The following is a 21,653-nucleotide window of genomic DNA, read 5'->3' on the forward strand; positions in this document are numbered from 1 at the left end:
CCTGTGGATAAATCTTGGAGAAGCACAGGGAGCAAATGGGCATGGAAGATTCATCCCCGACGCTGCCGATTCCGCCCATGCGTTTTCCACAAGGGATGAATCTTATCCACAGGCTGTGAATATGGGGGAAGGTGGTTGGCGACTCTGTACCGGATGGCGGTCGCTACGGAGTCAAGCTGTTGGCAAAATGGACGCCCCGGCCTAAAGCCGCGCTGTCCGCCGACCAACAAACCACCACAATCATATTATATATATATTGAAGAGAGAAAGAGGGGCCGCGTGAAGGCGTCACCGAAGAGCTTGCTGGCAACGCTGCGCGGGGTGCGGCAGGAGCGTCCGTCGCTCTGGCTGATGCGCCAGGCCGGACGCTATCTGCCCGAATATCGCGCGCTCCGCGAAACCAAGGGCGGGTTCCTTGAGCTTTGCTACGATCCCGAGGCGGCGGCGGAGGTGACATTGCAGCCGATCCGGCGCTTCGGTTTCGACGGCTCGATCCTGTTTTCGGACATCCTCGTCATCCCGCACGCGCTCGGCCAGCATCTGTGGTTCGAAGCGGGCGAGGGGCCGCGGCTTGCGCCGCCGCTCGTCGATGGCACGCTGGCCGCGCTCGAAGCGGCGCCGCAGCGGCTCGACCCCGTCTATGCGACCGTCGCGCGCGTCGCGTCCGCGCTTCCCCCCGAAACGACCTTCCTCGGCTTTGCAGGGAGCCCGTGGACCGTCGCCACCTATATGGTCGCCGGACAAGGATCGAAGGACCAGGCCGCCGCCCGGCGCCTCGCGTTGGGCGATCCAGCTGCGTTCCAGGCGATCATCGATGCGATCGTCGATCTCACCGTCACCTATCTCTCGGGACAGATCGAAAATGGCGTCGAGGCGGTGCAGCTGTTCGACAGCTGGGCGGGAAGCCTCAGCCCCGCGCAGTTCGAGCAATGGGTGATCGCACCCAATGCCGAAATCACGCGCCGGTTGAAGGCGATGCACCCCGATACGCCGGTGATCGGCTTTCCCAAGGGCGCCGGGGGCAAGCTTCGCGCTTATGCCGACGAAACCGGGGTCGATGCGATCGGGCTCGACGAAACAGTCGATCCGGTCTGGGCCGATGCGGTCTTGCCCTCGCATCTGCCTGTGCAGGGCAATCTCGATCCGCTCGCGCTTGTCGCGGGCGGGGCGGCGCTCGACGCAGCGATCGACCGCATCCTTGTGGCCTTCCCGTCGCGTCCCCATATCTTCAATCTCGGCCATGGGATCGTGCCCGACACACCGATCGCCCATGTCGAGCATCTGATCAGACGCGTTCGCGGCGGATAATATATGGAACTGGCAGGCTTTCTGGGGGCGACGATGCTTTGGGTCAAAGCGGCGCATATCATTTTTGTGATTTTCCTGATGGCCGGCCTGTTCATGATGCCGCGCTTTTTCGTCTATCACCACCAATGTCCGGTCGGGTCCGACGAGGACAGGAAGTGGATCGAGCGCGAGGATCGGCTGCGCCGGATCATCCTCAATCCCGCGATCACCATCGTCTGGGTCTTCGGGCTGATGCTCGCTTTCAACGGCGATTATTGGCGCGAGGGCTGGTTTATCGCCAAATTCCTGCTCGTGATCGCGCTCTCGGGCTATCATGGCTGGATGATCGGCTATTCGAAAAAGCTCGCGCGCGGGCTTCGTCCACTGACCGAAAAGCAGCTTCGCCTGCTCAACGAGGTGCCGGGAATCGCCGCGGCGATCATCGTCATCCTCGTCGTCGTTCGTCCCTGACCCTGCGTCTTCCCGGCGCAGCCCGATTGACTTGAACCCGGCCCGGTTATAGGGGCCGATCAACCCCGCCTTGCGCGGGCGGCGCTTCCTTGCGCCGAAGCTATCTTTAACGGTCGTCCCACGGCCGGATAGGCACCCCCGCGGTGCATCGAAACCGATTGTATTTTCTCCCAAAACCTATCCTGGAATCCATCCATGCATCTTAAAGAACTTAAAACCAAATCACCCGCCCAGCTTGTCGAAATGGCTGAGGAACTGGGGGTCGAGGGCGCGTCGACGCTGCGCAAGCAGGACCTGATGTTCTCGATCCTGAAAGAACTCGCCGAAGAGGGCGAGGAAATCATCGGATCGGGGACGATCGAGGTGTTGCCGGACAGCTTCGGCTTCCTGCGGTCGTCCGAAGCCAATTATCTCGCCGGTCCCGACGACATCTATGTCTCGCCGAACCAGGTCCGCAAATATGGCCTGCGCACCGGCGACACCGTCGAGGGCGAGATCCGCGCCCCGCGCGACGGCGAGCGTTATTTCGCGCTGACCAAGCTGATCAGCGTCAATTTCGACGATCCCGACGTCGTCCGCCACCGCGTCAATTTCGACAATCTCACGCCGCTTTATCCGAACCAGAAGCTGTCGCTCGACACGATCGACCCGACGGTCAAGGACAAGTCGGCGCGCGTGATCGACCTCGTCAGCCCGCAGGGCAAGGGCCAGCGCGCGCTGATCGTCGCGCCGCCGCGTACGGGCAAGACCGTGCTGTTGCAGAATATCGCCAAGGCGATCACCGACAACCATCCCGAGGTTTACCTGATCGTCCTTCTCGTCGACGAGCGTCCCGAGGAAGTCACCGACATGCAGCGCAGCGTGAAGGGCGAAGTCGTCTCCTCGACCTTCGACGAACCCGCGACGCGCCACGTTCAGGTCGCCGAAATGGTGATCGAAAAGGCGAAGCGTCTCGTCGAGCACAAGAAGGATGTCGTCATCCTGCTCGATTCGATTACGCGCCTCGGCCGCGCCTACAACACCGTCGTCCCCTCGTCGGGCAAGGTGCTGACCGGCGGTGTCGATGCGAACGCACTGCAGCGTCCCAAGCGCTTTTTCGGCGCCGCGCGTAACATCGAGGAGGGCGGCTCGCTCTCGATCATCGCCACCGCACTGATCGATACCGGCAGCCGCATGGACGAAGTCATCTTCGAAGAATTCAAGGGCACGGGTAACTCGGAAATCGTGCTCGACCGCAAGGTTGCCGACAAGCGCATCTTCCCGTCGCTCGACGTCGGCAAGTCGGGCACCCGCAAGGAAGAGCTGCTCGTCGAGAAGGACAAGCTCAGCAAAATGTGGGTGCTGCGCCGTATCCTCATGCAGATGGGCACGATCGACGCGATGGAATTCCTGCTCGACAAGATCAAGGATTCGAAGACCAACGAAGATTTCTTCGACTCGATGAACCAATAGCCGACGCCGCGATGGCCGTGATCGAGCATGCCTTGCTTCCCGTGCGTGCGGGCAGCGAAGCGGCGTTCGAGGCGGCCGTCGCCGAAGCGCGGCCGCTGATCGAAGCGTCGCCCGGCTTTATCTTGCTCGAAATTCGTCGCCCGACAGGAACCGGACAACCTTATCTGCTTTTAGTGGAATGGCGGTCGGTCGAAGATCATCGGGAAGGCTTCCGTCAGTCCGATCGCTATCAGCAGTGGCGCATGTTGCTGCACCCCTTTTATGACCCTATGCCTGTGGTCAGCTATTTCGGAGATTTGGTGTGATTCTGGAATTTTTGACGCAAGCTGGCGCCGCTGCCAGCGGTTTCGGTGGCCCTGCGGAAATATGGGGCCACATCGTCAATGACTTTTCGAATATTACCGAACCCGCGGCCTTTGCCACCTTCCTTCAGGTGCTGATGATCGACCTCGTGCTCGCGGGCGATAATGCGATCGTCGTCGGCGCGCTCGCGGCGGGGCTTCCCGCCGAACAGCGCAAGAAGGTCATCCTGATCGGCGTGCTCGCCGCGCTGGTGCTGCGCATCGCCTTCGCGCTCGTCGTCACCCAGCTGATGCAGATCGTCGGATTGATCTTCGTCGGCGGGCTGCTGCTCGTCTGGGTGGCGTGGAAGATGTGGCGCGAGCTGCGTCACACCGGCCAGTCGCACGGGTCGCCCGAGATCGAGGGTGACGAGCATTCAGGCCTGAAGCCCGCGAAAAGCTTTGCCGGCGCCGCCTGGGCGGTCGCGGTCGCCGACGTCAGCATGAGCCTCGACAATGTGCTCGCGGTCGCCGGTGCGGCGCGCGAGCATCCGGGCATCCTGATCGTCGGGCTGATCTTTGCCGTCGCGTTGATGGGCCTCGCGGCGAACATCATCGCCAAATATATCGAACGCTACCGCTGGATCGCCTACGTCGGCCTTGCGGTCATCGTCTATGTCGCGGTCAAGATGATCTACGAAGGCTGGATCGATCCGGCCGTCGGGATCGGGACGCTGTTCAGCTAAACTGTATTCGGCATCAAAGAGGGCGGGTTGATGAGACCCGCCCTCCATTGTAGATTGCAAGCGCTCGCTAGAGCTTGCGGACCGGCGTCGCGCTGGTCGTGCCTTTCACGAGATTGATCGCGTTGTCGCAGTCGGTCTCATTCCAGTAAGATTCGCCCGACGCGATGATCTCGTGATTGGCGGCTTTCAGGCGCCAGCGCCATTGGCCGGCTTGTTGGTATTTTTCGAAATACATAGCTTTTCCCTCCTTTCCAGTCTTTCCAGACCGGTGGGTCCGCAATCGACCCAATATGTGTCGCACACCATATGATGTGCTCCAAGTAAAAATTTACCACAACTTGCTGTAGAGAGGTCGGTGTTGGCTAATTATGCTGGATTTCTTTTACGTTTAAAATATAGTTCTGAGCATGACTAATTTATTTGAGTCTTGCGATTCTAGGCGAGCTGCTCAACTTGCAGGCTTCAAAACGGTCGCGATGCTGGACTATCTGCAGAGGTCAGGGGTTTTTGTAGCTAGGCGTCCTGGAGGGAAGAGACGCGGCAAAGGTCGGAAATATGACTTCCGAGATATTTTGGTGCTCAAAGCGATTAAGCGACTGCTCGACTCTGGTGCGTCCGTTGCAAACCTAAAGAAATCGCTTGCCGAATTTCAGAAAAAGAAATGGTCGGCTGACGAGACCACGCTTGAGAATGCAGACGGGATCATCCGCTATCTAATTGTCAGCGGCGATTCTGTTTATCTGAGAAAAGATCCAGATACGATCGTAGACATGTGTCGACAGGGGCAATTGACATTTTCATTCATTATCGATCTCGAGAACCTGCATAACGAGCTTCGAGTTTCGTTAGGAATCCCGGTGGTCGAGCAGCCCGCGCTACCGTTTTTGGAAGCGATTTAGAAGAGCGCGGCACTTTTCTTTCGAGCGATCAGAGCCCATATACTTTTTGTGTCCGCCCTCCATATGACCCGCGTTGCCGTCGGCTGCGCCGACTATCCCTCTCTTGTCGCGCGTATCGTCGAGCGGGCCGAGGGCGATGAGATTCGCTTTACGACGCGGTTTCGGCCGAAGCGCGCCGACGAGCTGCTCGGCGGCAAGCTGCATTTCATCGTGAAGCACACGCTCGTCGCGCGCGTTGAAATCTTGCGCTTCGAAGATCGCAGCGACGGGCGGGTCGATATTGTGTGCGTCGCCGATCTTGAGCGGATTCACCCGCAACCGAAGCGCGCGCATCAGGGTTGGCGCTATCTCGCCGATGCCGACGCACCGAAAGGCGCTGATGATGCGAGCGGCGTCGGCGCGCTGCCGCCCGAGCTCTACCGCGAACTCGCCGAGCTGATGCTGATCTAGCGCGCGGCCATCTTATTTCTGGGTCGCCAGCATCTCGCCCATCTTTTCCCAGACCTTGTTGATAGCCTTGCGCGGGCGAACCATCACCTTGAAATCGCGTATCTTTCCATCCTCGTTCCAGCGAATGATGTCGACGCCATTGATCTGGATCCCATCGAGGGTGCTCTGGAACTCGAGCATCGCCTGGTCGCCGTCGACGATCTCGCGCAGATAGCGGAAACTGTCGCCGCCGAGAACGTGGCTCGCCGCGTGGAGATAAGCGAAAACCTTGTCGCGGCCGGCCTGCGGGGTGTGGACGACAGGCGAGTGGAAGACTGCATCCTCGGCGAGCAGGTCACGAAGCGTCTGCGGGTCGCCGCCGCCCGCCATATAGGCGTGCCACGCGGCGAGGCCGGGATGGGTGCTCATGCGAGATGCTCGGCGAAGAAGGCGCGGGTGCGGCCGTCGGCGAGCTTGGCGCCCTCGTCGTTGCGGCGATTGCCCATCGTCGCGGCAAAGCCGTGATCGAGGCCGAGGTAGTCGTGGAGCGTCACCTTGGGATGCGGATCGAGCCCGTCGTGAATCTTCTTTTGCGCATCATGGTCGACCAGATGATCGTCGGTCGGGATGTGCAGCATCAGCGGATGGGCGATTGCGTGGCTTTCGTTCAGCATCTGGTCGATCATCACGCCATAATAGCCGACCGACGCGTTGATGTCGGTGCGCGCCGCGGTCATATAAGCGAGGCGGCCACCCAGGCAGAAGCCGACGCAGCCGACCTTGGTTGCGCCCTCGCCGTGGAGCCAGCGGATCGCCGCTTCGATGTCTTTCACTCCGTGGTCGGCATCATATTGGCCGAAATAGCCAAAGGCTTCCTGCAGCTCGGACTCGACATCGGGGTTGAGTTCGACGCCCGGCGCGAAACGCCAGAAGATGTCGGGCGCGATCGCGAGATAGCCCTCGGCGGCCCAATCGTCGCATTTTTGACGGATCCCCGCGTTCACCCCGAAAATTTCGGGAATCACGATGATTGCGCGCGAAGAATCGGCGTCGGGACGCGCTACATAGGCGGGAATCGCGCCTTCGCTGTCGAGCGCGGGGATGGCGGTGTTCGTCGCGGACATTGGGGAGCTCTCCTGACTCTTGCTTCTTTGCAGTGAAAGCGCGAAGCTAGCTGGGCTGCGAGCATGGCTCAAGCGGCTTACCGGCATTTCGGGGCGGAGACAGGCGATGAAATTCAATATCGAGATCGATTGCACCCCCGAAGAGGCGCGGCGGCTGTTCGGCCTGCCCGACCTCGAGCCGCTGCACGATATTTATCTCGATCGCGTCAAGGAGCTGATGGCGAAGGGGATCACCCCCGACATGGTGCAGACGATGGTCAAGACGTGGGTGCCGATGGGCGAGAGCGGGCTCGGGCTGGTCCAGTCGCTGCTCGGCCAGTTCGGCGGCGGGCTGATGGGTGGCGCTACCAGATCGGCCGACACGAGCGACGACGACAAGCCCGCGCGGGGACGCAAGAGCTGAACCAAAACATTGTAAACGATACGATTTTTGCGCTGTCGAGCGGGATTCCGCCGGCGGCGATCGGCGTCGTGCGCGTGAGCGGGCCGCACGCGGGCGAAGCGCTGCGCCAGCTCGCCGGACGATTGCCCGAAGCGCGGCGCGCGGTGCTCGCCGAATTGCGGGGGGGCGGTGGTGCTCCCCTCGACCGAGCGCTGATTCTCTGGTTCCCCGGCCCGGCGACCGCGACGGGCGAGGATCTCGCCGAACTGCACCTCCACGGCGGGCGGGCGGTGGTCGCGGCGGTCGACGCGACGCTGGGCGCGATACCCGGATTACGCCGCGCCGAGGCCGGCGAGTTCACCCGGCGCGCCTTCCTCAACGGGCGGATCGACCTCGCCGAAGCCGAAGGCCTCGCCGACCTGCTCGCGGCGGAGACCGAGAGCCAGCGGGTACAGGCACTTGGGCTGGCGAGCGGCCATGTGTCGCGCGCGGTCGAGGGGTGGCAAGATCGGCTGCTGGCGCTGATGGCGGGGGCCGAAGCCGAACTCAATTTCGCTGACGAGGACGATGTCGAAGTCGGCGATGCGGTGACGCGGCGGATGGTGACCGGCATGGCCGCGCTTGCGTCCGAACTCGAAGAATGGCTGGCGCGGCCCGCGGCAGAAGTGATCGCCGAGGGGCTTTCGGTGGTGATCGCGGGACCACCAAATGCCGGAAAATCGACTTTAATCAATGCTTTGGTGCAGCGTGAGCTGGCGATCGTGTCGCCAGTGGCGGGGACAACGCGTGACGTAATCGAAACCCCGCTGGCGCTCGACGGAATCGCGATGCGTTTTTCGGACACCGCTGGACTGCGCGGCGAAGGGGCCGACACCATCGAGTCGATCGGCATCGATCGCGCCCGCGCGGCGGTTGAAGCAGCAAGCATCCTGCTTTGGCTGGGGTCGCCGGGTGAGGCGCCCGAGCATCCGCGCGTCATCCTGATCGCGGCGCAGGCCGATCGCTGGCGCGGCGACGCGGCCGCCGAGGCCGATGCGGCGCGGTGCGACCTGACGCTGTCGGCGGCGACGGGCGAGGGGATGGACAAGCTCCACAAATATATCGTCGAAATGGCGCGCACCCTGTTGCCGCGCGAGGGCGAAGCGGCGCTCCGCCAGCGCCAGCGCGCGGCGCTCGCCGAGGCGAGAGACTGGCTGGCCGTCGAAACGGGATCGCACGAGGCGGGCGACCTGATCCTCCTCGCCGAACGGCTGCGGCTCGCGAGCGGCGCGCTCGACCGGATCACCGGGCGAGCGGGGGTCGAAGATATGCTCGACACGCTGTTCGGACGTTTCTGTATCGGAAAATGATGTTCCACGTGAAACATCGCATCGGTCGCAGCATGGTGGATTCGCGTGTCGCTTTGCGGTAAAGGCCGCAGCAATCATGCACAGCAGCGACACTTTTGATGTCATCGTCGTTGGCGGTGGCCACGCCGGAACCGAAGCCGCGGCCGCCGCCGCGCGGCTTGGCGCGCGTGTCGCGCTTGTCAGTTTTGACCCCGCGTTGATCGGGACGATGTCGTGCAATCCGGCGATCGGCGGGCTTGGCAAGGGCCATCTGATGCGCGAGGTCGATGCGCTCGACGGGTGGATGGCGCGCGCCGCCGACAGCGCGGCTATCCATTACCGGATGCTCAATGCGTCTAAGGGCGCGGCGGTGCAGGGGCCGCGGATCCAGGCCGACCGGGCACTTTATCGCGATGCGATCCAGAAGCTGCTTGCGGCCGAAGGGGGTATCGTCGTTGTCGCTGGAGAGGCGGCGGCGTTGCGACTGTCGCCCGATGGCGCACGTGTCGAGGGGCTACAGCTCGGCGATGGCACCGCGCTGACCGCGTCGGCCGTCGTGCTCGCGACCGGGACCTTTCTCGGCGGCCGGCTGTTCCGTGGCGAAGAACGGATGGAAGGCGGACGCATCGGCGAGGCCGGGGCGCATCGGCTCGCCGAGCAGCTCCGCGCCGCCGACCTGCCGATGGCGCGGCTCAAGACGGGGACGCCGCCGAGGCTCGACGGGCGGACGATCGATTGGGCGCGGCTCGAGGAGCAGCCGTCTGACGATGGCAGCTGGACCTGTTCCACGTGGAACGACGCGCGGACGGTGCCGCAGATTTTCTGCGCGATCACGCGCACCAATGCCGAATCGCACCGGATCATCGCCGAAAACCTCCATCGCTCGCCGTTGTTCACCGGCGCAATCGGTGCGGCGGGTCCGCGCTATTGCCCGTCGATCGAGGACAAAATTCACCGCTTCGCCGACCGCGACGGGCACCAGGTGTTTCTCGAACCCGAGGGGCTCGACACCCACCTCGTCTATCCGAACGGCATTTCGACCTCGCTTCCCGCCGATGTGCAGCTCGCGATGCTGCGGACGATGGAAGGGCTCGAGACGGTCGAGATGGTCGTTCCGGGCTATGCGGTCGAATATGACCATATCGATCCGCGCGCGCTCGACCGGACGCTGCAGCTCCGTGCGATGGGCGGGCTTTATTGCGCGGGACAGATCAACGGCACCACGGGTTATGAGGAAGCCGCCGCGCAGGGGCTGATCGCCGGCGCCAATGCCGCGCTGGCGGCGCAAAGCCGCGAACCGCTGATTCTTGATCGCTCCGAATCCTATATCGGGGTGATGGTCGATGATCTTGTGCTCCAAGGCGTGACCGAGCCGTACCGCATGCTCACCGCCCGCGCTGAATATCGGCTGCGGCTGCGCGCCGACAATGCCGCGACGCGGCTGACGCCGAAGGGGATCGAGCTGGGGCTGGTTCGACCCGCGACCGCGGCGTTGTTCGCGGAACGGCAGGCGATCCGGGCGAGGGTGGAGGCGCTGCTCAGTGTCTCGGTTGCCACCGTGGATTATGCGATGATCGGGCTGGCGATTCCCGGCGACGGCATCGCGCGCAAGCGAATCGACCTGCTGCGTTTTCCCGACGTGACGATCGCCAACCTTGCGCGTCTCGCTCCCGAACTCGAATCGATCGATGCGGCGATTCTCTCGGAGATCGCCGAGGACGCGCATTATGCGCCTTATATTGCGCGGCAGGATGCCGAGCTGCGCGCGCTGGCGGCGAACGAGGCGATCATGCTCGATCCGGCGCTGGATTATTCGGCGATCGGCGGGCTGTCGCGCGAAATGGTCGAGCGGCTGTCGAAGGCGCGCCCCGAGACGCTGGGGCAGGCGGCGCGCATCGACGGGGTGACGCCCGCGGCGCTCACCGCGATCATGGTGCACAGCCGCCGACGCGCGGCGTAATGTGGAAGATGCTCGTTTCCATTTCGTCATTCCCGCGAAAGCGGGAACCCAGCGAGCCGAGATTGAAACGGGGTTCCCACTTTCGCGGGAATGACGAGTGAGGGTTGAGATGTCGATTGGGTTCTTGGACAGTGAAGATGCAGCACGTGCCTGGATAGGCGACGCCTTCGCGCCGACGCCCGACCAGTGGAAACGGCTCGAGCAATTCATCGAACTGCTCATCGCCGAAAATGCGCAGCAGAATCTGATCGCGGCTTCGACGATCCCGACGATGTGGGTGCGGCATATTGCCGACAGCGCGCAGCTTCTTTCGTTCGACACGCGCGACGGCGATGGTCTCTGGATCGATCTGGGAAGCGGGGCGGGATTACCCGGGCTGGTTGTCGCGATTTTGAGCGCGCGGCCGATGTTGCTCGTCGAATCGCGCAAGCGGCGCTGCGACTTTCTGCGGAACGTCGCAAGCGAACTCGGCCTCTCCCATGTCGAGGTCGTCGAGGCGGCACTCGAGCGCATAGAAAAGCGCCCAGCAGCGACGATCAGCGCGCGCGCTTTTGCCCCGCTCGACCGGCTGCTCGACTTATCCGCCCGTTTTTCCACCGAATCGACGCAGTGGCTGCTGCCAAAGGGCCGAAACGCGGTTAAGGAACTGGCGTTGCTGCCCCAGCCATGGCAGAGAATGTTTCACGTGGAACAGAGCCGTACCGACGCCGAGAGCCAGATTTTGGTAGGGCGCGGAAAAATCGCGGCAAAACAGCGAGGAAAGCGATGATCCGCATTGCCGTGGCGAACCAGAAGGGTGGGGTCGGCAAGACAACGACCGCGATCAACCTGGCGACGGCACTCGCGGCCACCGGCTGGCGGACGCTGATCATCGACCTCGATCCGCAGGGAAATGCGTCGACCGGGCTCGGAATTAAGCAATCGCAGCGTGAATATTCGAGTTATGAGCTGCTGCGCGGCGATGCGACGCTCGCCGAATGCGCGATTCCGACCGCAGTGCCGCGGCTCGATATCGTCCCGGCAACGGTCGATCTGTCGGGCGCCGAAATCGAGTTGATCGAGTTTCAGGATCGGCTTCACCGTATGCAGCAGGCATTGTCGAGCGCCGAGGCGGGGCAGTGGGATATCTGCCTGATCGATTGCCCGCCGTCGCTCGGCATGCTGACGCTTAACGCACTGATCGCCGCCGAATCGCTGATCGTGCCATTGCAATGCGAATTTTTCGCGCTTGAGGGACTGAGCCAGCTGCTCACCACGGTCGAGCGCGTGCGCGAGCGTTTCAACCAGAAATTGACGATCCTCGGCGTCGCGCTCACCATGTTCGACCGGCGCAATCGGCTGACCGATCAGGTGTCGGACGATGTCCGTGAAGTGTTGGGCCCGGTGGTGTTCGAAACGGTGATTCCGCGCAACGTTCGCCTGTCCGAAGCGCCGAGCCATGGCCTGCCGGCGCTGATCTACGATCATCGCTGCGCCGGATCGGCCGCCTATATCGCGCTCGCGCGCGAGCTGATCGACCGACTGCCAAACATCCGCAAGGCTGCATAAATGTCTGATAATAAAGACGAAACTGGATCATCCTCACCTGCGCGCAAGCGGCCGTCCGGACTCGGGCGCGGGCTGAACGCACTGTTTGGCGACGTTGCGGTCGAAGCGCCTGTGCTGGCGACCGCCGGCAGCGCGGCGAAAGCCGCGCCGGCGGCGTCGGGCGATGCGGTGCAGCATGTGGCGGTCGGGTCGATTCGGCCGCTGCCCGGCCAGCCGCGTCGCCATTTCGACGAAAATGCGATCGCCGAGCTGGCCGATTCGATCGCTGCACGCGGGTTGTTGCAGCCGATCATCGTCCGCCGGGCATCCGATGGGCAGGGCTATCAGCTCGTCGCGGGCGAACGGCGCTGGCGCGCGGCGCAGCGCGCGGGGCTGCACCAGATTCCCGCGCTTGTGCGCGAGCTCGACGATGCCGCGACCTATGAGATCGCGCTTGTCGAGAATATCCAGCGCCAGGACCTCAATGCGATCGAAGAGGCGAGTGCCTATCGCCGCCTGATCGAGGATTTTGGCCACAACCAGGAGGCGATGGCCAAGCTGGTCGGCAAGTCACGCAGCCATGTCGCGAATCTGATGCGGCTGCTTGATTTGCCCGCGGGCGTACAGGCGATGGTCGGCGACGGATCGCTCGCGATGGGACACGCGCGCGCGCTGATCGGTGCCGAGGATGCCGAAGCGATCGCGCGCCGCGTCGCAAAGGACGGACTGTCGGTCCGCACGGTCGAGGCGCTGGTGCGCGCCGGCAAGGGCGGCGGCCGCAAGGCGCCGCTGGAATATAAAAGCGCCGACGGCGGGCGCGATCCCGACATCGTTGCGGTCGAGCGCCACCTGTCCGAACTGCTCGGCATCGGCGTCGCGATTCAATATGCCGGCGGCGGTAAGGGCGCGCTGACGCTGAAATTCGCGTCGCTCGACCAGCTCGACATGATCTGCCAGCGGCTGAGCGGCGAATCGATCTGATCGCCGCTTAAATTGTACCAGTCCGGGCCGTTAAAGAAGGACGGGCGGTGTCCACGGCCACCCTCATATGGCGCTAAGATCCTGATTTCGGCCGGTTACAACGTGCAACGCGGGCCAATCCTTGTTGTATTGTTAACCAAGCTTGCTGGCAAAGCCTGAACAGGTCGTTCCGTAAAGAGGTCGGCGAATGGGGTGGGATTTCCATTCGAATTTCGACTGTAAGTTATCGAATTCAAGGGACCAAAAACTATGCGCAAATTTGGAATGAAGCGCGCCCTTCTGGGTGCCGCGATTGCTGCCCTCGCCATGAACGCCTCGGCGGCCCATGCAGCGTCGGCAACGGGTACGGCGAAGGCCAAGATCCTGCGCCAGATCACGCTCACCAACACCAGCGACCTGCAATATGCGACGATCATCAGCGGTGCGACCGCTTCGACCGTCGCGGTGTCGACCGCCGGCGCTCGCACGTGCGGTGCAGGGCTGACCTGCACCGGCACGGCCACGTCCGCCAACTTCAATGTTGCCGGCACCGACGGTGCCGTGGTGCTGGTCGGCGGCGATTCGAGCGTCACGCTCAACGGGTCGCTCGGCGGCACGATGGCGTCGACGCTGACCTATTCGTCGGCGAACATCACGCTGGGCGCCACCGGCGGCAGCTTCCAGGTCGGCGGCACGCTCAGCGTCGGCGCCAACCAGGCCGCGGGCGACTATACGGGGACGTTCAACGTCACCACCGATTATCAATAAGGTGGTGGGTACCGGCGGGCCGCAAGCTCGCCAGCCACGAAAGAAGGGGTCGCCAGGCGCAGGTCCGGCGACCTCCTTTTTTGCCCCCCGCACCGATGGTTAGCAAAATATCAACCATGCTGGCGCAAGCAGGACGCGACCATCGGGATGGTGTGGGCCATTTCCGGAAAAACGATTGTGGGGATCGTATCCATGTTGCGCTTTTTGAAGGGCTTCGGCCTGTTTACCGCGGCCGTGCTCGGCGTCGCGGCGTCTCCCGCCCACGCGGCGGGCGACCTGCTGGTCGCGCCGACGCGCGTCATTCTCGACGGATCGCGCGGGACCGAGGTGGTGCTGAACAATATCGGCGCCGAACCGGCGACCTATCGCATCAGCCTCGAAATCAAGCGGATGACCGCGGCGGGCGGGCTCGACGAGATTGCCGAGGACCATGCCAGTGCCGCCGAAAAGGCGGCGCTGGGCATGATCGCCTTCAGCCCGCGCCGGGTTACGCTGCCGCCCAACCAGCCGCAGGTGATTCGCGTCGGGGTGCGCGTTCCTGAAGGCACGCCGCCCGGCGAATATCGCGCGCATATGCTGTTCCGCGCGGTTCCAGACGCGGTGGTTGCGGCATCGGAAGGCGCGAAGCCCGCGAGTGGGGGTGTGTCGATTGCGCTGACGCCGATCTACGGCATCACCATCCCCGTCATCGTCCGCGTTGGCGACCTCGGCGCCGAGGCGACGATCGGTGAGGCGTGGATCAGCGAGGGCACCGACGGACCCGCGTTCAACTTCGACCTTTCACGCACCGGCAGTCGTTCGGTCTATGGCGATATCGAGGTGACGCGCGCGGGCGCGCCCGAGCCTTTGCTCGTCGCGCGCGGCATTGCGGTCTATCCCGAAGTCGGCGCGCGTCAGGTGTCGCTGCGCGTTCCGCCCGAACTCGCGGCAAAGCTCAAGGGGCCGGTGCGCATCCGCTATACCGAGGACCGCGAAATCGGCGGCGGCACGATCGACACGGCCGATCGGGTGGTGAAGTGAAAGCATAAGGCCGGGACAAGGCGGGCGGGACGATGATCCGCGCGGCGCTCGCGCGATGCAGGTCGGTGATCCTGGCCGGGCTGGTGCTGGTGGGGCTCGCCCCAGCTGGAGCTCATGCCGTTGAAAAAAAGCCAGTTTCTATCGCGGCCGATAGCTGGGCACCGAGCGAGGATGATAGCTGGCTGTTCGATGTGCGTTCGGGACAATATCGGCTGGGGGATGGCGTGCGCGGCTATCAGACGCCGCAGGGGATTTGCGTCGACCTCGCCGACGTCGTGCTCGCGCTCGACCTTGCGGTGCGCGTCGACAAGAAGTTGCGCCGCGCAACCGGCTGGGTGTTCGACGAGCGGCGGAGCCTGACGATCGACCGCGAGGCGGGCGAAGTGCGCGCGGGTAGCCAGAGCTTCCGGCTGACCCCGGCGACGATTCGCGACACCCCCGCCGGCTGGTGCGTCGGTCTCGATAGCCTGGGCAATTGGCTCGGCGTGCCGATCGCCGCCGACCTGTCGAACGCGGTGCTGCGCATCGACACCAAGGACAAACTTCCCTTCCAGCTCGCGGCTGAGCGCCGCGCGCGCGCGGCGGGGATTCGTCCGCAGGTGCAATTCGACCTTGCGAGCCTGCCGCAGGCTGCGCGGCCGTACCAGGCGTGGGCGACGCCGTCGGTCGATGTCGTCGCCTCGGTGGGCGTCGTGTCGGACAAGCGCGGCGGGTCCTATGTCCAGGCGCGCTACGAGGTTTTTGCGGCGGGTGAGGTGTTCGGGCAGAGTTTCGATGCGCGACTGTCGTCGGACAATGAGGGCGTTCCCGACAGTCTACGCATGCGGCTCTATCGGACCGATCCCGAAGGCCGCCTGCTGGGGCGGCTCAAGGCCACCCATTATGCCGTGGGCGATGTCAGCCTGCTGTCCACAGGGATCGTCGCCTCGTCGGCGCCGGGCCGCGGCGCGGTATTGACCAATCGCCCGGTCGAGCGCCCCGATAATTTCGACCGCACGACCTTTCGCGGCGACCTGCCCGCGGGCTGGGATGCCGAGCTTTATCGTAACGGGCAATTGCTCGCCTTCACCAGCCCCAATGGCGACGGCCGCTACGAATTTCTCGACGTGCCGCTGCAATATGGCGCGAACCGCTTCGAGATCGTGCTTTACGGTCCGCAGGGGCAAATCCGGCGCGAAATCAAGCAGGTGCAGGTGGGGATGGATTCGATCCCGCCGCAGCAGACCTGGTACTGGGCGGGTTTCGCGCAGGAGAATGCCGACCTGATCGAATTCGGGAGCCAGCGTCGCGGCGCCTTTCGGCGCGGCTGGCGCGGGACGCTGGGGATCGAGCGCGGGCTCGACACGCGCACGTCGATCGCTGCCTATGCGCACAGCCTGATGATCGAGAATGTCCGGCGCAGCTATGGCGAGGTCGCGCTGCGGCGTTCGATCGGCCCGACCTTGCTCGAGGTGGCAGGCAGCTATGCCGGTGCTTCTGGAGGAGGCGCGGGCGGCGGCGCGGCGCGGGCAAGCTGGCTCGCGGCGTTCGGCGAAACCTATGTCCGCGCCGACGCGATGCGCGGCTGGGGCGGTTTTGTGTCGGATCGTTTCATCAATAATATCAACGGTCTCTATTCGATCTCGGTCGACCAGTCGGTCAAGCTCGGGCAGACGGTGCTGCCGCTCCATTTCGATGTGCGGCAGGTCGAGCGGCGATCGGGGATCGACAGCCTCGAGGTGAGCGCGCGGGCGTCGGCGAGTTTTCGCGCGCTGACCTTTACCGGCCAGCTCGACTGGGCGCGGACCAAGGTGCCGATCGGTCCCGACCCGCCCGACAATCTGACCGCCAGCCTGCTTGCCAACGCCCGGATCGGGCGCGTCCGCCTGCGCGGCGAGGCGCGCTTTGCGCTGTCGGGCGACAATAGCGATACGCGCATGACGCTGATCGGCGAATGGGCGGGCAAGGGCGATTCGGAATGGCGCGCCGAGCTCGGCTATGATCGCGGGCTCGACCGCGCGCGCGCTGGCGCTGGATATACGCGCCGTTTCAACAAGTTGCAGCTGACCGGATTCGGCGAAGTCGCGAGCGACGGGTCGGTTGCGGCGTCGCTCGCGCTCGCCTTCAGCTTCGGCCCCAAGCCGGGCGGCGGCTGGCGCGTGTCGAGCGAGAAGCTCGCGAGCCGCGGCCAGGTGATCGCCGACGTGTGGATGGACGACAACGGCGATGGCATCCGGCAAGCCGGCGAGACCGCGCTTCCCGGGGTGCCGCTGACCGCGGGCAACGCCACTGTCGAGGCGGCGACCGACAAACAGGGCCGCGCGACGATCGATGGGTTGGAGCCTTTCCGCCCGGTGCTGATCGGCATCGATGCGGGCAGCCTGCCCGATCCCTATGTCCAGCCCGCGTTGCCCGGCGTCGTCGTCTCGCCGCGTCCGGGGGTTGCGACGCGCGTCGCGCTGCCGATGGTCGCAGCGGGCGAGATCGAGGGGACCGTACGGCGCGATGGCGGCAATCCGATCGAGGGATTGAGCCTCGAGCTCGTCGATGCCGAAGGCCGCGTCCGCGCGACGACGCTCACCGAGTTCGATGGATATTTTCTTTTCGAAAGCGTCGCTTACGGACGCTACACGGTGCGGCTGGGTCAGACGTCGGCGGCCGCGCTGCGGCTCGATAGCACCTTTGCGATCGGCGCCGCGCCGGGCAAGGCCGGCCCGCGCGTCCGGCTGGGGACGCTCGCGCTCAAACCGCTCCGCCGCGAGGTCGCGGTGCAGGGCGCGGCGGTCCCCGGCGCCGGCAACAGCGCGCGCGGACCGCCGGACGCGCCAGGCGCCAACGACAACCCCCGACCGGCGCTATCGCCGAACTAGCAGCGGCGACCGCCGCGATCGATCTCGCGTCCGATCAGCGCGCCTGCGGCGCCGCCGATGATCGTGCCGGGAACGCGATCGCCATAACGGTCGACCTCACGGCCGAGCAGGGCGCCGGCGGCACCCCCGACGATCAGACCCGTCGTACCGCTGCCGCGCCGGCAATAATAGCGGCGGTCGCGATAATGGCTGCGCCGATAGTCGCGGCGGTAATCACGCCGGTAGTCGCGTCGATAGTCGCGATAGCGGTCATTGTCGCGGTGGCTGTAATAGGAATGGCGGTGGTGGCGATCGCGCGCGTCGGCTTCGACGGGTAGCGCGGTGAGGGCGCTCGCGCCGATGAGGGCGGTCAAGGCCAGTTTTTTGAGCAGGAACATCAGTCTTCCTTCCGTCTCGGTCCCAAGGGCCAAGATTAGGGGATGAAAGCTGGCGCTTCGCTGAATTGCCGGGCCTCGTTGGGGGCGGCAATTTCGGTTCGACCATTTTTCGAGGCGGCCCGTCGCGTCGGACCCGGCAGGCTTGCTCCACCGCGCACTCGCAGCGCAGGGCGAGGCGGAGAGGAAAATTCCTACTGCCCCCTTAACCAGTTTTTAGCGCGCCTTGCCGCAGAGCGGTGAAGGGCTGTCTTTTGCAGGCGTTCGCGACCGGCGTTCGCCCCAGATCGGCCTCGGTGGATGGGGTGATTGGGGCGATGCATCGGACACACAGGACGGGCGAACTCTTCGAGCACGTCGGCGCCAGCGGGCTCGCGGTACGGTTGTGGCTGATCCTTGTCGTGCTCAACCCGTTCTTTCATCACGACGCGATCCTCCTGCTCCAATACCCCGATCCCGACGATGCGATGCGGCTGGCGCAGGTGCGCGACCTGATCGGCGGACAAAGCTGGTTCGACATCAAGCAATATCGGGTCAATCCCGTCGAAGGCGGCGGGCTGATGCACTGGTCGCGCTTTGTCGACGCGTCGATTGCGGGTCTTATCCTCATCCTGCAGCCCCTGTTGGGCGAAGCGGCCGGCGAGCGTTGGGCCATGGCGCTTTATCCGCAGCTGCTGATCCTTCCGCTCCTACTGCTGCTGGGCCGCATCCTTACGGAACTGGGCGATCGGCGCCTCGTTGTCGCCGGACTGTTGATCGCCTTCACCGGCGTGACCTTCCTCCAATATTTTGCGCCGATGCGCATCGACCACCATAATTGGCAGCTATTGCTGTCGGTGGCGATGTTCTGGATTGCCCTGCGGCCGCCGACTTTTGCGAACGGGCTGGTCGCGGCGGCGATCATCACGCTGCATGTCGAGATTTCGCTCGAGGGCCTGCCCTATCTGGCGATCTTTGGAGCCTTGTTCGCGTTCGACTGGCTTCGTGATCCGCTGACATCGCGGCGTCTTGCAGGGTTTTCGGCCGGTTTGACAGTCTTTCCCTTCGCCTGGCTGCTGGCGATGCGCGGCGTGCAATCGACGTCGACGGTCTTCTGCGACAGTTTCTCCTTGCCTTATGCGGCGGCCGTCGGGGTCGCAGCGGCGCTGCTCTGTGCCTGGACCCAGGCACCCGCGGCCTTGTCGATGTCGACGCCCCGTCGTCTGCTCGCGCTTGCCGTGGTCGGCGCGACGGGGGCATCGGTCTTCGCGCTTTCGGGTCCGCAATGTCTTGGCGGACCTTTCGGTGCGCTCGATCCCCTCGTGCGCAGCTACTGGTATGACACGGTTTTCGAAGGGCGGCCGATCTGGGCGCAGGAAGCCACCTATGGCATCATCTATCTCGCGCCGACGCTGGTCGGTCTTGCGGCGCTTGCCGGTGCCTGGCGACAGAGCCGGGGCGGACCTTTTGCCGAAAACTGGACCCGCGCCGCCGCAATCATCCTGTGCAGCGCGCTGACGTCCTTCCTCGTGACCCGTATGGGGGCGACGACCCACGCGTTTCTGGTCCCGGCCTTTGCGGCGATGGCGGTCGGCCTGTGGCATTGGAGCCGCAACCGACCTTCGCTGGTGGGACGGGTCGCGTCGGTCCTTTTGGTCTTCGCCGCGTTGCCGGGGGTCGATGCCGCGTTGGGGGTGCGGCTGGCGCGCGTTTCGGCGGGCGAACCGCTCGTCGAGCCCGGGGTGATGCGGGCCTGTCCGACCGAAGCGACGCTTGCCGCTTTGGCCAAGGAGCCGCGGGCGCATCTGTTCGCGCCGATCGACATCGGTCCGGCGCTGCTCGTCCGCACACCGCACAGCGTCGTCGCAACGGGACATCATCGCAACGACCGCGCGATGCGCCGGATCATTTCGGCCTTTATCGCCGAGCCTGCCGCGGCCGAGGCGCTCGTCCGCGCCGAGCGCGCGAAATATCTGGTCGCCTGCCTCGGCCTGCCGGAAATGCAGCGTTTCGCGGTCGAGGCACCCCGCGGACTGGCGGCGCAGCTAGTGCGGGGAGAAGCGGTCAGCTGGCTGGCCCGCGATGTCCGCCTCTCGGCGGGGCCCGTCAGCGTCTATCGAATCGTTCCGCCGGCCGGGGCCGGAGCGGAAGGAAAGATCGGCATCGGCGACGGTTTCATAGCATCTCGTTAACCATTTTTTAGCGCGTCATGCGCCAGTGGAATGTCCATCGGGACTTGCCTGTGGGGGAATATTCAGTGATCGATACTCGACTTTCCAAAAGCCGACCGACCAGCGCCGACGTCGCCATCATTGGCGCCGGCCCGGCCGGGCTGACCGCTGCCTATCAGCTGACCCAGCAGGGCTATTCGGTGACGGTGATCGAAAAGGATCCCGTCTATGTCGGCGGGATCAGCCGCACGGTCGAGCATGAAGGCTTTCGCTTCGATATCGGCGGGCACCGCTTCTTCTCGAAAAGCCAGGAAGTCGTCGACCTGTGGAACGAGATCCTCCCCGACGATTTCATCCAGCGCCCGCGGATGAGCCGCATCTATTATGAAGGCAAATTCTATAGCTATCCGCTGCGCGCGTTTGAGGCGCTGTGGAACCTCGGCGTCTTTCGCTCGGCGCTGTGCATGGTGAGCTATGCGCAGGCGAAGCTGTTTCCGAACAAGAATGTGCGCAGTTTCGAGGACTGGACGATCAACCAGTTCGGGCAAAAGCTCTATTCGATCTTTTTCAAGACCTATACCGAGAAGGTGTGGGGCATGCCGTGCGACGAAATGTCGGCCGACTGGGCAGCGCAGCGCATCAAGGGGCTTTCGCTCGGCGCCGCGGTGATCGACGGGCTGAAACGCAGCCTCGGGCTCAACAAGCGTCCGAACGATGGCATGGCGACCAAGACGCTGCTCGAAACCTTCCGCTATCCGCGCCTCGGCCCCGGCATGATGTGGGATGCGGCGCGCGACAAGGTCGCCCAGGGCGGCAACCATGTGCTGATGGGCCATAGCTTCAAGCAGCTGACGCAGGATCAGAAAACCGGCCGCTGGCGGATGACCGCGAACGGCCCCGACGGCGAGATTGTGATCGACGCCGCGCATGTCATCAGCTCGGCGCCGATGCGCGAGCTTGCCGCGCGTATCCATCCGCTGCCCGCCTGCGCGCTGAACGCCGCGCCGAACCTCAAATATCGCGACTTCCTGACCGTCGCGCTCAAGATCCGCTCCGAAGACCTGTTCCCCGACAACTGGATCTATATCCACGACAGCAAGGTGCAGGTCGGCCGGGTGCAGAATTTCCGCAGCTGGTCGCCCGAAATGGTGCCCGATCCCGAACTCGCGTGCGTCGGCCTCGAATATTTCTGCTTCGAGGGCGATGGGCTGTGGGCGTCGAGCGATGACGATCTGATCGCGCTGGCGACGAAGGAAATGGCGATCCTCGGTCTTTGCAACCCCGACGATGTCGTTGGCGGCGCGGTGGTGCGGCAGGAAAAGGCCTATCCCGTCTATGACGATGATTATGCCCTGCATGTCGAAACGATGCGCAGCGAGCTCGAGGCGCGGTATCCGACGCTGCACATGGTCGGGCGCAACGGCATGCACCGCTATAACAACCAGGATCATGCGATGATGACCGCGATGCTGACGGTGCGCAACATCGCCGCCGGCGCGCGTGTCTATGATATCTGGGGCGTCAACGAGGATGCCGAATATCATGAAAGCGGCACCGAGGGCGAACAAGCGGCGCTGGCGTCGGTCCGCGAGGTTCCCTCGCGCGTGACCAAGGCCGCCTGAGGCCTTGGCTGGAGGCGCTATCAT

At 64.2% G+C, this 21,653-nt stretch carries 22 protein-coding genes; 18 read left to right on the top strand and 4 right to left on the bottom strand.

Annotation, left to right across the window (positions count from 1 at the left end):
- Window positions 1-279: 279 nt before the first annotated feature.
- The 5 genes from hemE to V6M50_RS02310 all read left to right on the top strand — a co-directional run bounded on the left by hemE (window position 280) and on the right by V6M50_RS02310 (window position 4,237).
- The gene (hemE, locus tag V6M50_RS02290; protein ID WP_332816918.1) at window positions 280-1,308 is read left to right on the top strand and encodes a uroporphyrinogen decarboxylase; all 1,029 of its coding nucleotides are present in this window, start codon (window positions 280-282) and stop codon (window positions 1,306-1,308) included.
- 3 nt (window positions 1,309-1,311) lie between these two features.
- Complete coding sequence (locus V6M50_RS02295) at window positions 1,312-1,758, top strand: CopD family protein (RefSeq protein ID WP_332816919.1); 447 nt, start codon at window positions 1,312-1,314, stop codon at window positions 1,756-1,758.
- A gap of 195 nt (window positions 1,759-1,953) precedes the next feature.
- On the top strand, window positions 1,954-3,210 hold the full coding sequence (rho, locus tag V6M50_RS02300; protein ID WP_332816920.1) for a transcription termination factor Rho: 1,257 nt from the start codon (window positions 1,954-1,956) through the stop codon (window positions 3,208-3,210).
- An 11-nt stretch (window positions 3,211-3,221) separates the two neighbouring features.
- Window positions 3,222-3,515 carry an antibiotic biosynthesis monooxygenase family protein gene (locus V6M50_RS02305; RefSeq protein ID WP_332816921.1) on the top strand — a complete coding sequence of 98 codons (294 nt, stop codon included), beginning with the start codon at window positions 3,222-3,224 and terminating at the stop codon, window positions 3,513-3,515.
- Between the two features lie 11 nt (window positions 3,516-3,526).
- Window positions 3,527-4,237: a TerC family protein gene (locus tag V6M50_RS02310; protein ID WP_443030469.1), complete on the top strand. Its 711-nt coding sequence runs from the start codon at window positions 3,527-3,529 to the stop codon at window positions 4,235-4,237.
- Between the two features lie 67 nt (window positions 4,238-4,304).
- On the opposite strand, the gene V6M50_RS02315 is transcribed toward V6M50_RS02310, so the two are convergent.
- Window positions 4,305-4,472 carry a YegP family protein gene (locus V6M50_RS02315; protein ID WP_332816922.1) on the bottom strand — a complete coding sequence of 56 codons (168 nt, stop codon included), beginning with the start codon at window positions 4,470-4,472 and terminating at the stop codon, window positions 4,305-4,307.
- Window positions 4,473-4,644: 172 nt separating this feature from the next.
- Here V6M50_RS02315 and V6M50_RS02320 point away from each other — a divergent pair, with 172 nt between their 5' ends.
- Both V6M50_RS02320 and V6M50_RS02325 read left to right on the top strand, forming a co-directional pair.
- A complete protein-coding gene (locus V6M50_RS02320; protein WP_332816923.1) occupies window positions 4,645-5,136 on the top strand; it encodes a MerR family transcriptional regulator in 492 nt (163 codons plus the stop codon).
- A gap of 63 nt (window positions 5,137-5,199) precedes the next feature.
- Window positions 5,200-5,586: a DUF1489 family protein gene (locus tag V6M50_RS02325; protein ID WP_332816924.1), complete on the top strand. Its 387-nt coding sequence runs from the start codon at window positions 5,200-5,202 to the stop codon at window positions 5,584-5,586.
- Between the two features lie 12 nt (window positions 5,587-5,598).
- Here the strand turns inward: V6M50_RS02325 and V6M50_RS02330 are convergent, their stop codons facing one another.
- A complete protein-coding gene (locus V6M50_RS02330) occupies window positions 5,599-5,994 on the bottom strand; it encodes a nuclear transport factor 2 family protein (RefSeq protein WP_332816925.1) in 396 nt (131 codons plus the stop codon).
- On the bottom strand, window positions 5,991-6,689 hold the full coding sequence (locus V6M50_RS02335; RefSeq protein WP_332816926.1) for a dienelactone hydrolase family protein: 699 nt from the start codon (window positions 6,687-6,689) through the stop codon (window positions 5,991-5,993). Before V6M50_RS02335 ends, V6M50_RS02330 begins: the two co-directional genes overlap by 4 nt.
- A gap of 106 nt (window positions 6,690-6,795) precedes the next feature.
- On the opposite strand from V6M50_RS02335, the gene V6M50_RS02340 reads away from it, so the two are divergent.
- The 9 genes from V6M50_RS02340 (at window position 6,796) to V6M50_RS02380 (ending at window position 17,483) form a co-directional block, all read left to right on the top strand.
- On the top strand, window positions 6,796-7,092 hold the full coding sequence (locus V6M50_RS02340; protein WP_332816927.1) for a DUF6489 family protein: 297 nt from the start codon (window positions 6,796-6,798) through the stop codon (window positions 7,090-7,092).
- A gap of 8 nt (window positions 7,093-7,100) precedes the next feature.
- The gene (mnmE, locus tag V6M50_RS02345; protein WP_332817145.1) at window positions 7,101-8,420 is read left to right on the top strand and encodes a tRNA uridine-5-carboxymethylaminomethyl(34) synthesis GTPase MnmE; all 1,320 of its coding nucleotides are present in this window, start codon (window positions 7,101-7,103) and stop codon (window positions 8,418-8,420) included.
- A 76-nt stretch (window positions 8,421-8,496) separates the two neighbouring features.
- Complete coding sequence (gene mnmG / locus V6M50_RS02350; protein ID WP_332816928.1) at window positions 8,497-10,359, top strand: tRNA uridine-5-carboxymethylaminomethyl(34) synthesis enzyme MnmG; 1,863 nt, start codon at window positions 8,497-8,499, stop codon at window positions 10,357-10,359.
- A gap of 109 nt (window positions 10,360-10,468) precedes the next feature.
- Window positions 10,469-11,128: a 16S rRNA (guanine(527)-N(7))-methyltransferase RsmG gene (gene rsmG, locus V6M50_RS02355; protein WP_332816929.1), complete on the top strand. Its 660-nt coding sequence runs from the start codon at window positions 10,469-10,471 to the stop codon at window positions 11,126-11,128.
- A complete protein-coding gene (locus V6M50_RS02360; RefSeq protein ID WP_332816930.1) occupies window positions 11,125-11,907 on the top strand; it encodes a ParA family protein in 783 nt (260 codons plus the stop codon). The genes rsmG and V6M50_RS02360 overlap by 4 nt, the downstream gene beginning before the upstream one ends.
- Entirely contained in the window at window positions 11,908-12,867 is a 960-nt protein-coding gene (locus V6M50_RS02365; protein ID WP_332816931.1) for a ParB/RepB/Spo0J family partition protein, read from the top strand. It begins immediately after the preceding gene.
- Window positions 12,868-13,131: 264 nt separating this feature from the next.
- Entirely contained in the window at window positions 13,132-13,614 is a 483-nt protein-coding gene (locus V6M50_RS02370; RefSeq protein ID WP_332816932.1) for a DUF4402 domain-containing protein, read from the top strand.
- Between the two features lie 192 nt (window positions 13,615-13,806).
- A complete protein-coding gene (locus tag V6M50_RS02375; RefSeq protein ID WP_332816933.1) occupies window positions 13,807-14,634 on the top strand; it encodes a fimbrial biogenesis chaperone in 828 nt (275 codons plus the stop codon).
- 32 nt (window positions 14,635-14,666) lie between these two features.
- On the top strand, window positions 14,667-17,483 hold the full coding sequence (locus tag V6M50_RS02380; protein ID WP_332816934.1) for an MSCRAMM family protein: 2,817 nt from the start codon (window positions 14,667-14,669) through the stop codon (window positions 17,481-17,483).
- Here the strand turns inward: V6M50_RS02380 and V6M50_RS02385 are convergent.
- Window positions 17,480-17,860, bottom strand: coding sequence for a glycine zipper 2TM domain-containing protein (locus tag V6M50_RS02385; RefSeq protein ID WP_332816935.1), 381 nt, complete (start codon window positions 17,858-17,860; stop codon window positions 17,480-17,482). The two genes, V6M50_RS02380 and V6M50_RS02385, sit on opposite strands and share 4 nt — an antisense overlap.
- 314 nt (window positions 17,861-18,174) lie before the next feature.
- On the opposite strand from V6M50_RS02385, the gene V6M50_RS02390 reads away from it, so the two are divergent.
- Complete coding sequence (locus V6M50_RS02390; protein WP_332816936.1) at window positions 18,175-20,028, top strand: hypothetical protein; 1,854 nt, start codon at window positions 18,175-18,177, stop codon at window positions 20,026-20,028.
- A gap of 65 nt (window positions 20,029-20,093) precedes the next feature.
- Window positions 20,094-21,629: an NAD(P)/FAD-dependent oxidoreductase gene (locus V6M50_RS02395; protein ID WP_332816937.1), complete on the top strand. Its 1,536-nt coding sequence runs from the start codon at window positions 20,094-20,096 to the stop codon at window positions 21,627-21,629.
- Window positions 21,630-21,653: the final 24 nt, after the last annotated feature.

The organism is Sphingopyxis sp., from assembly GCF_036675685.1.
Classification (GTDB): domain Bacteria; phylum Pseudomonadota; class Alphaproteobacteria; order Sphingomonadales; family Sphingomonadaceae; genus Sphingopyxis.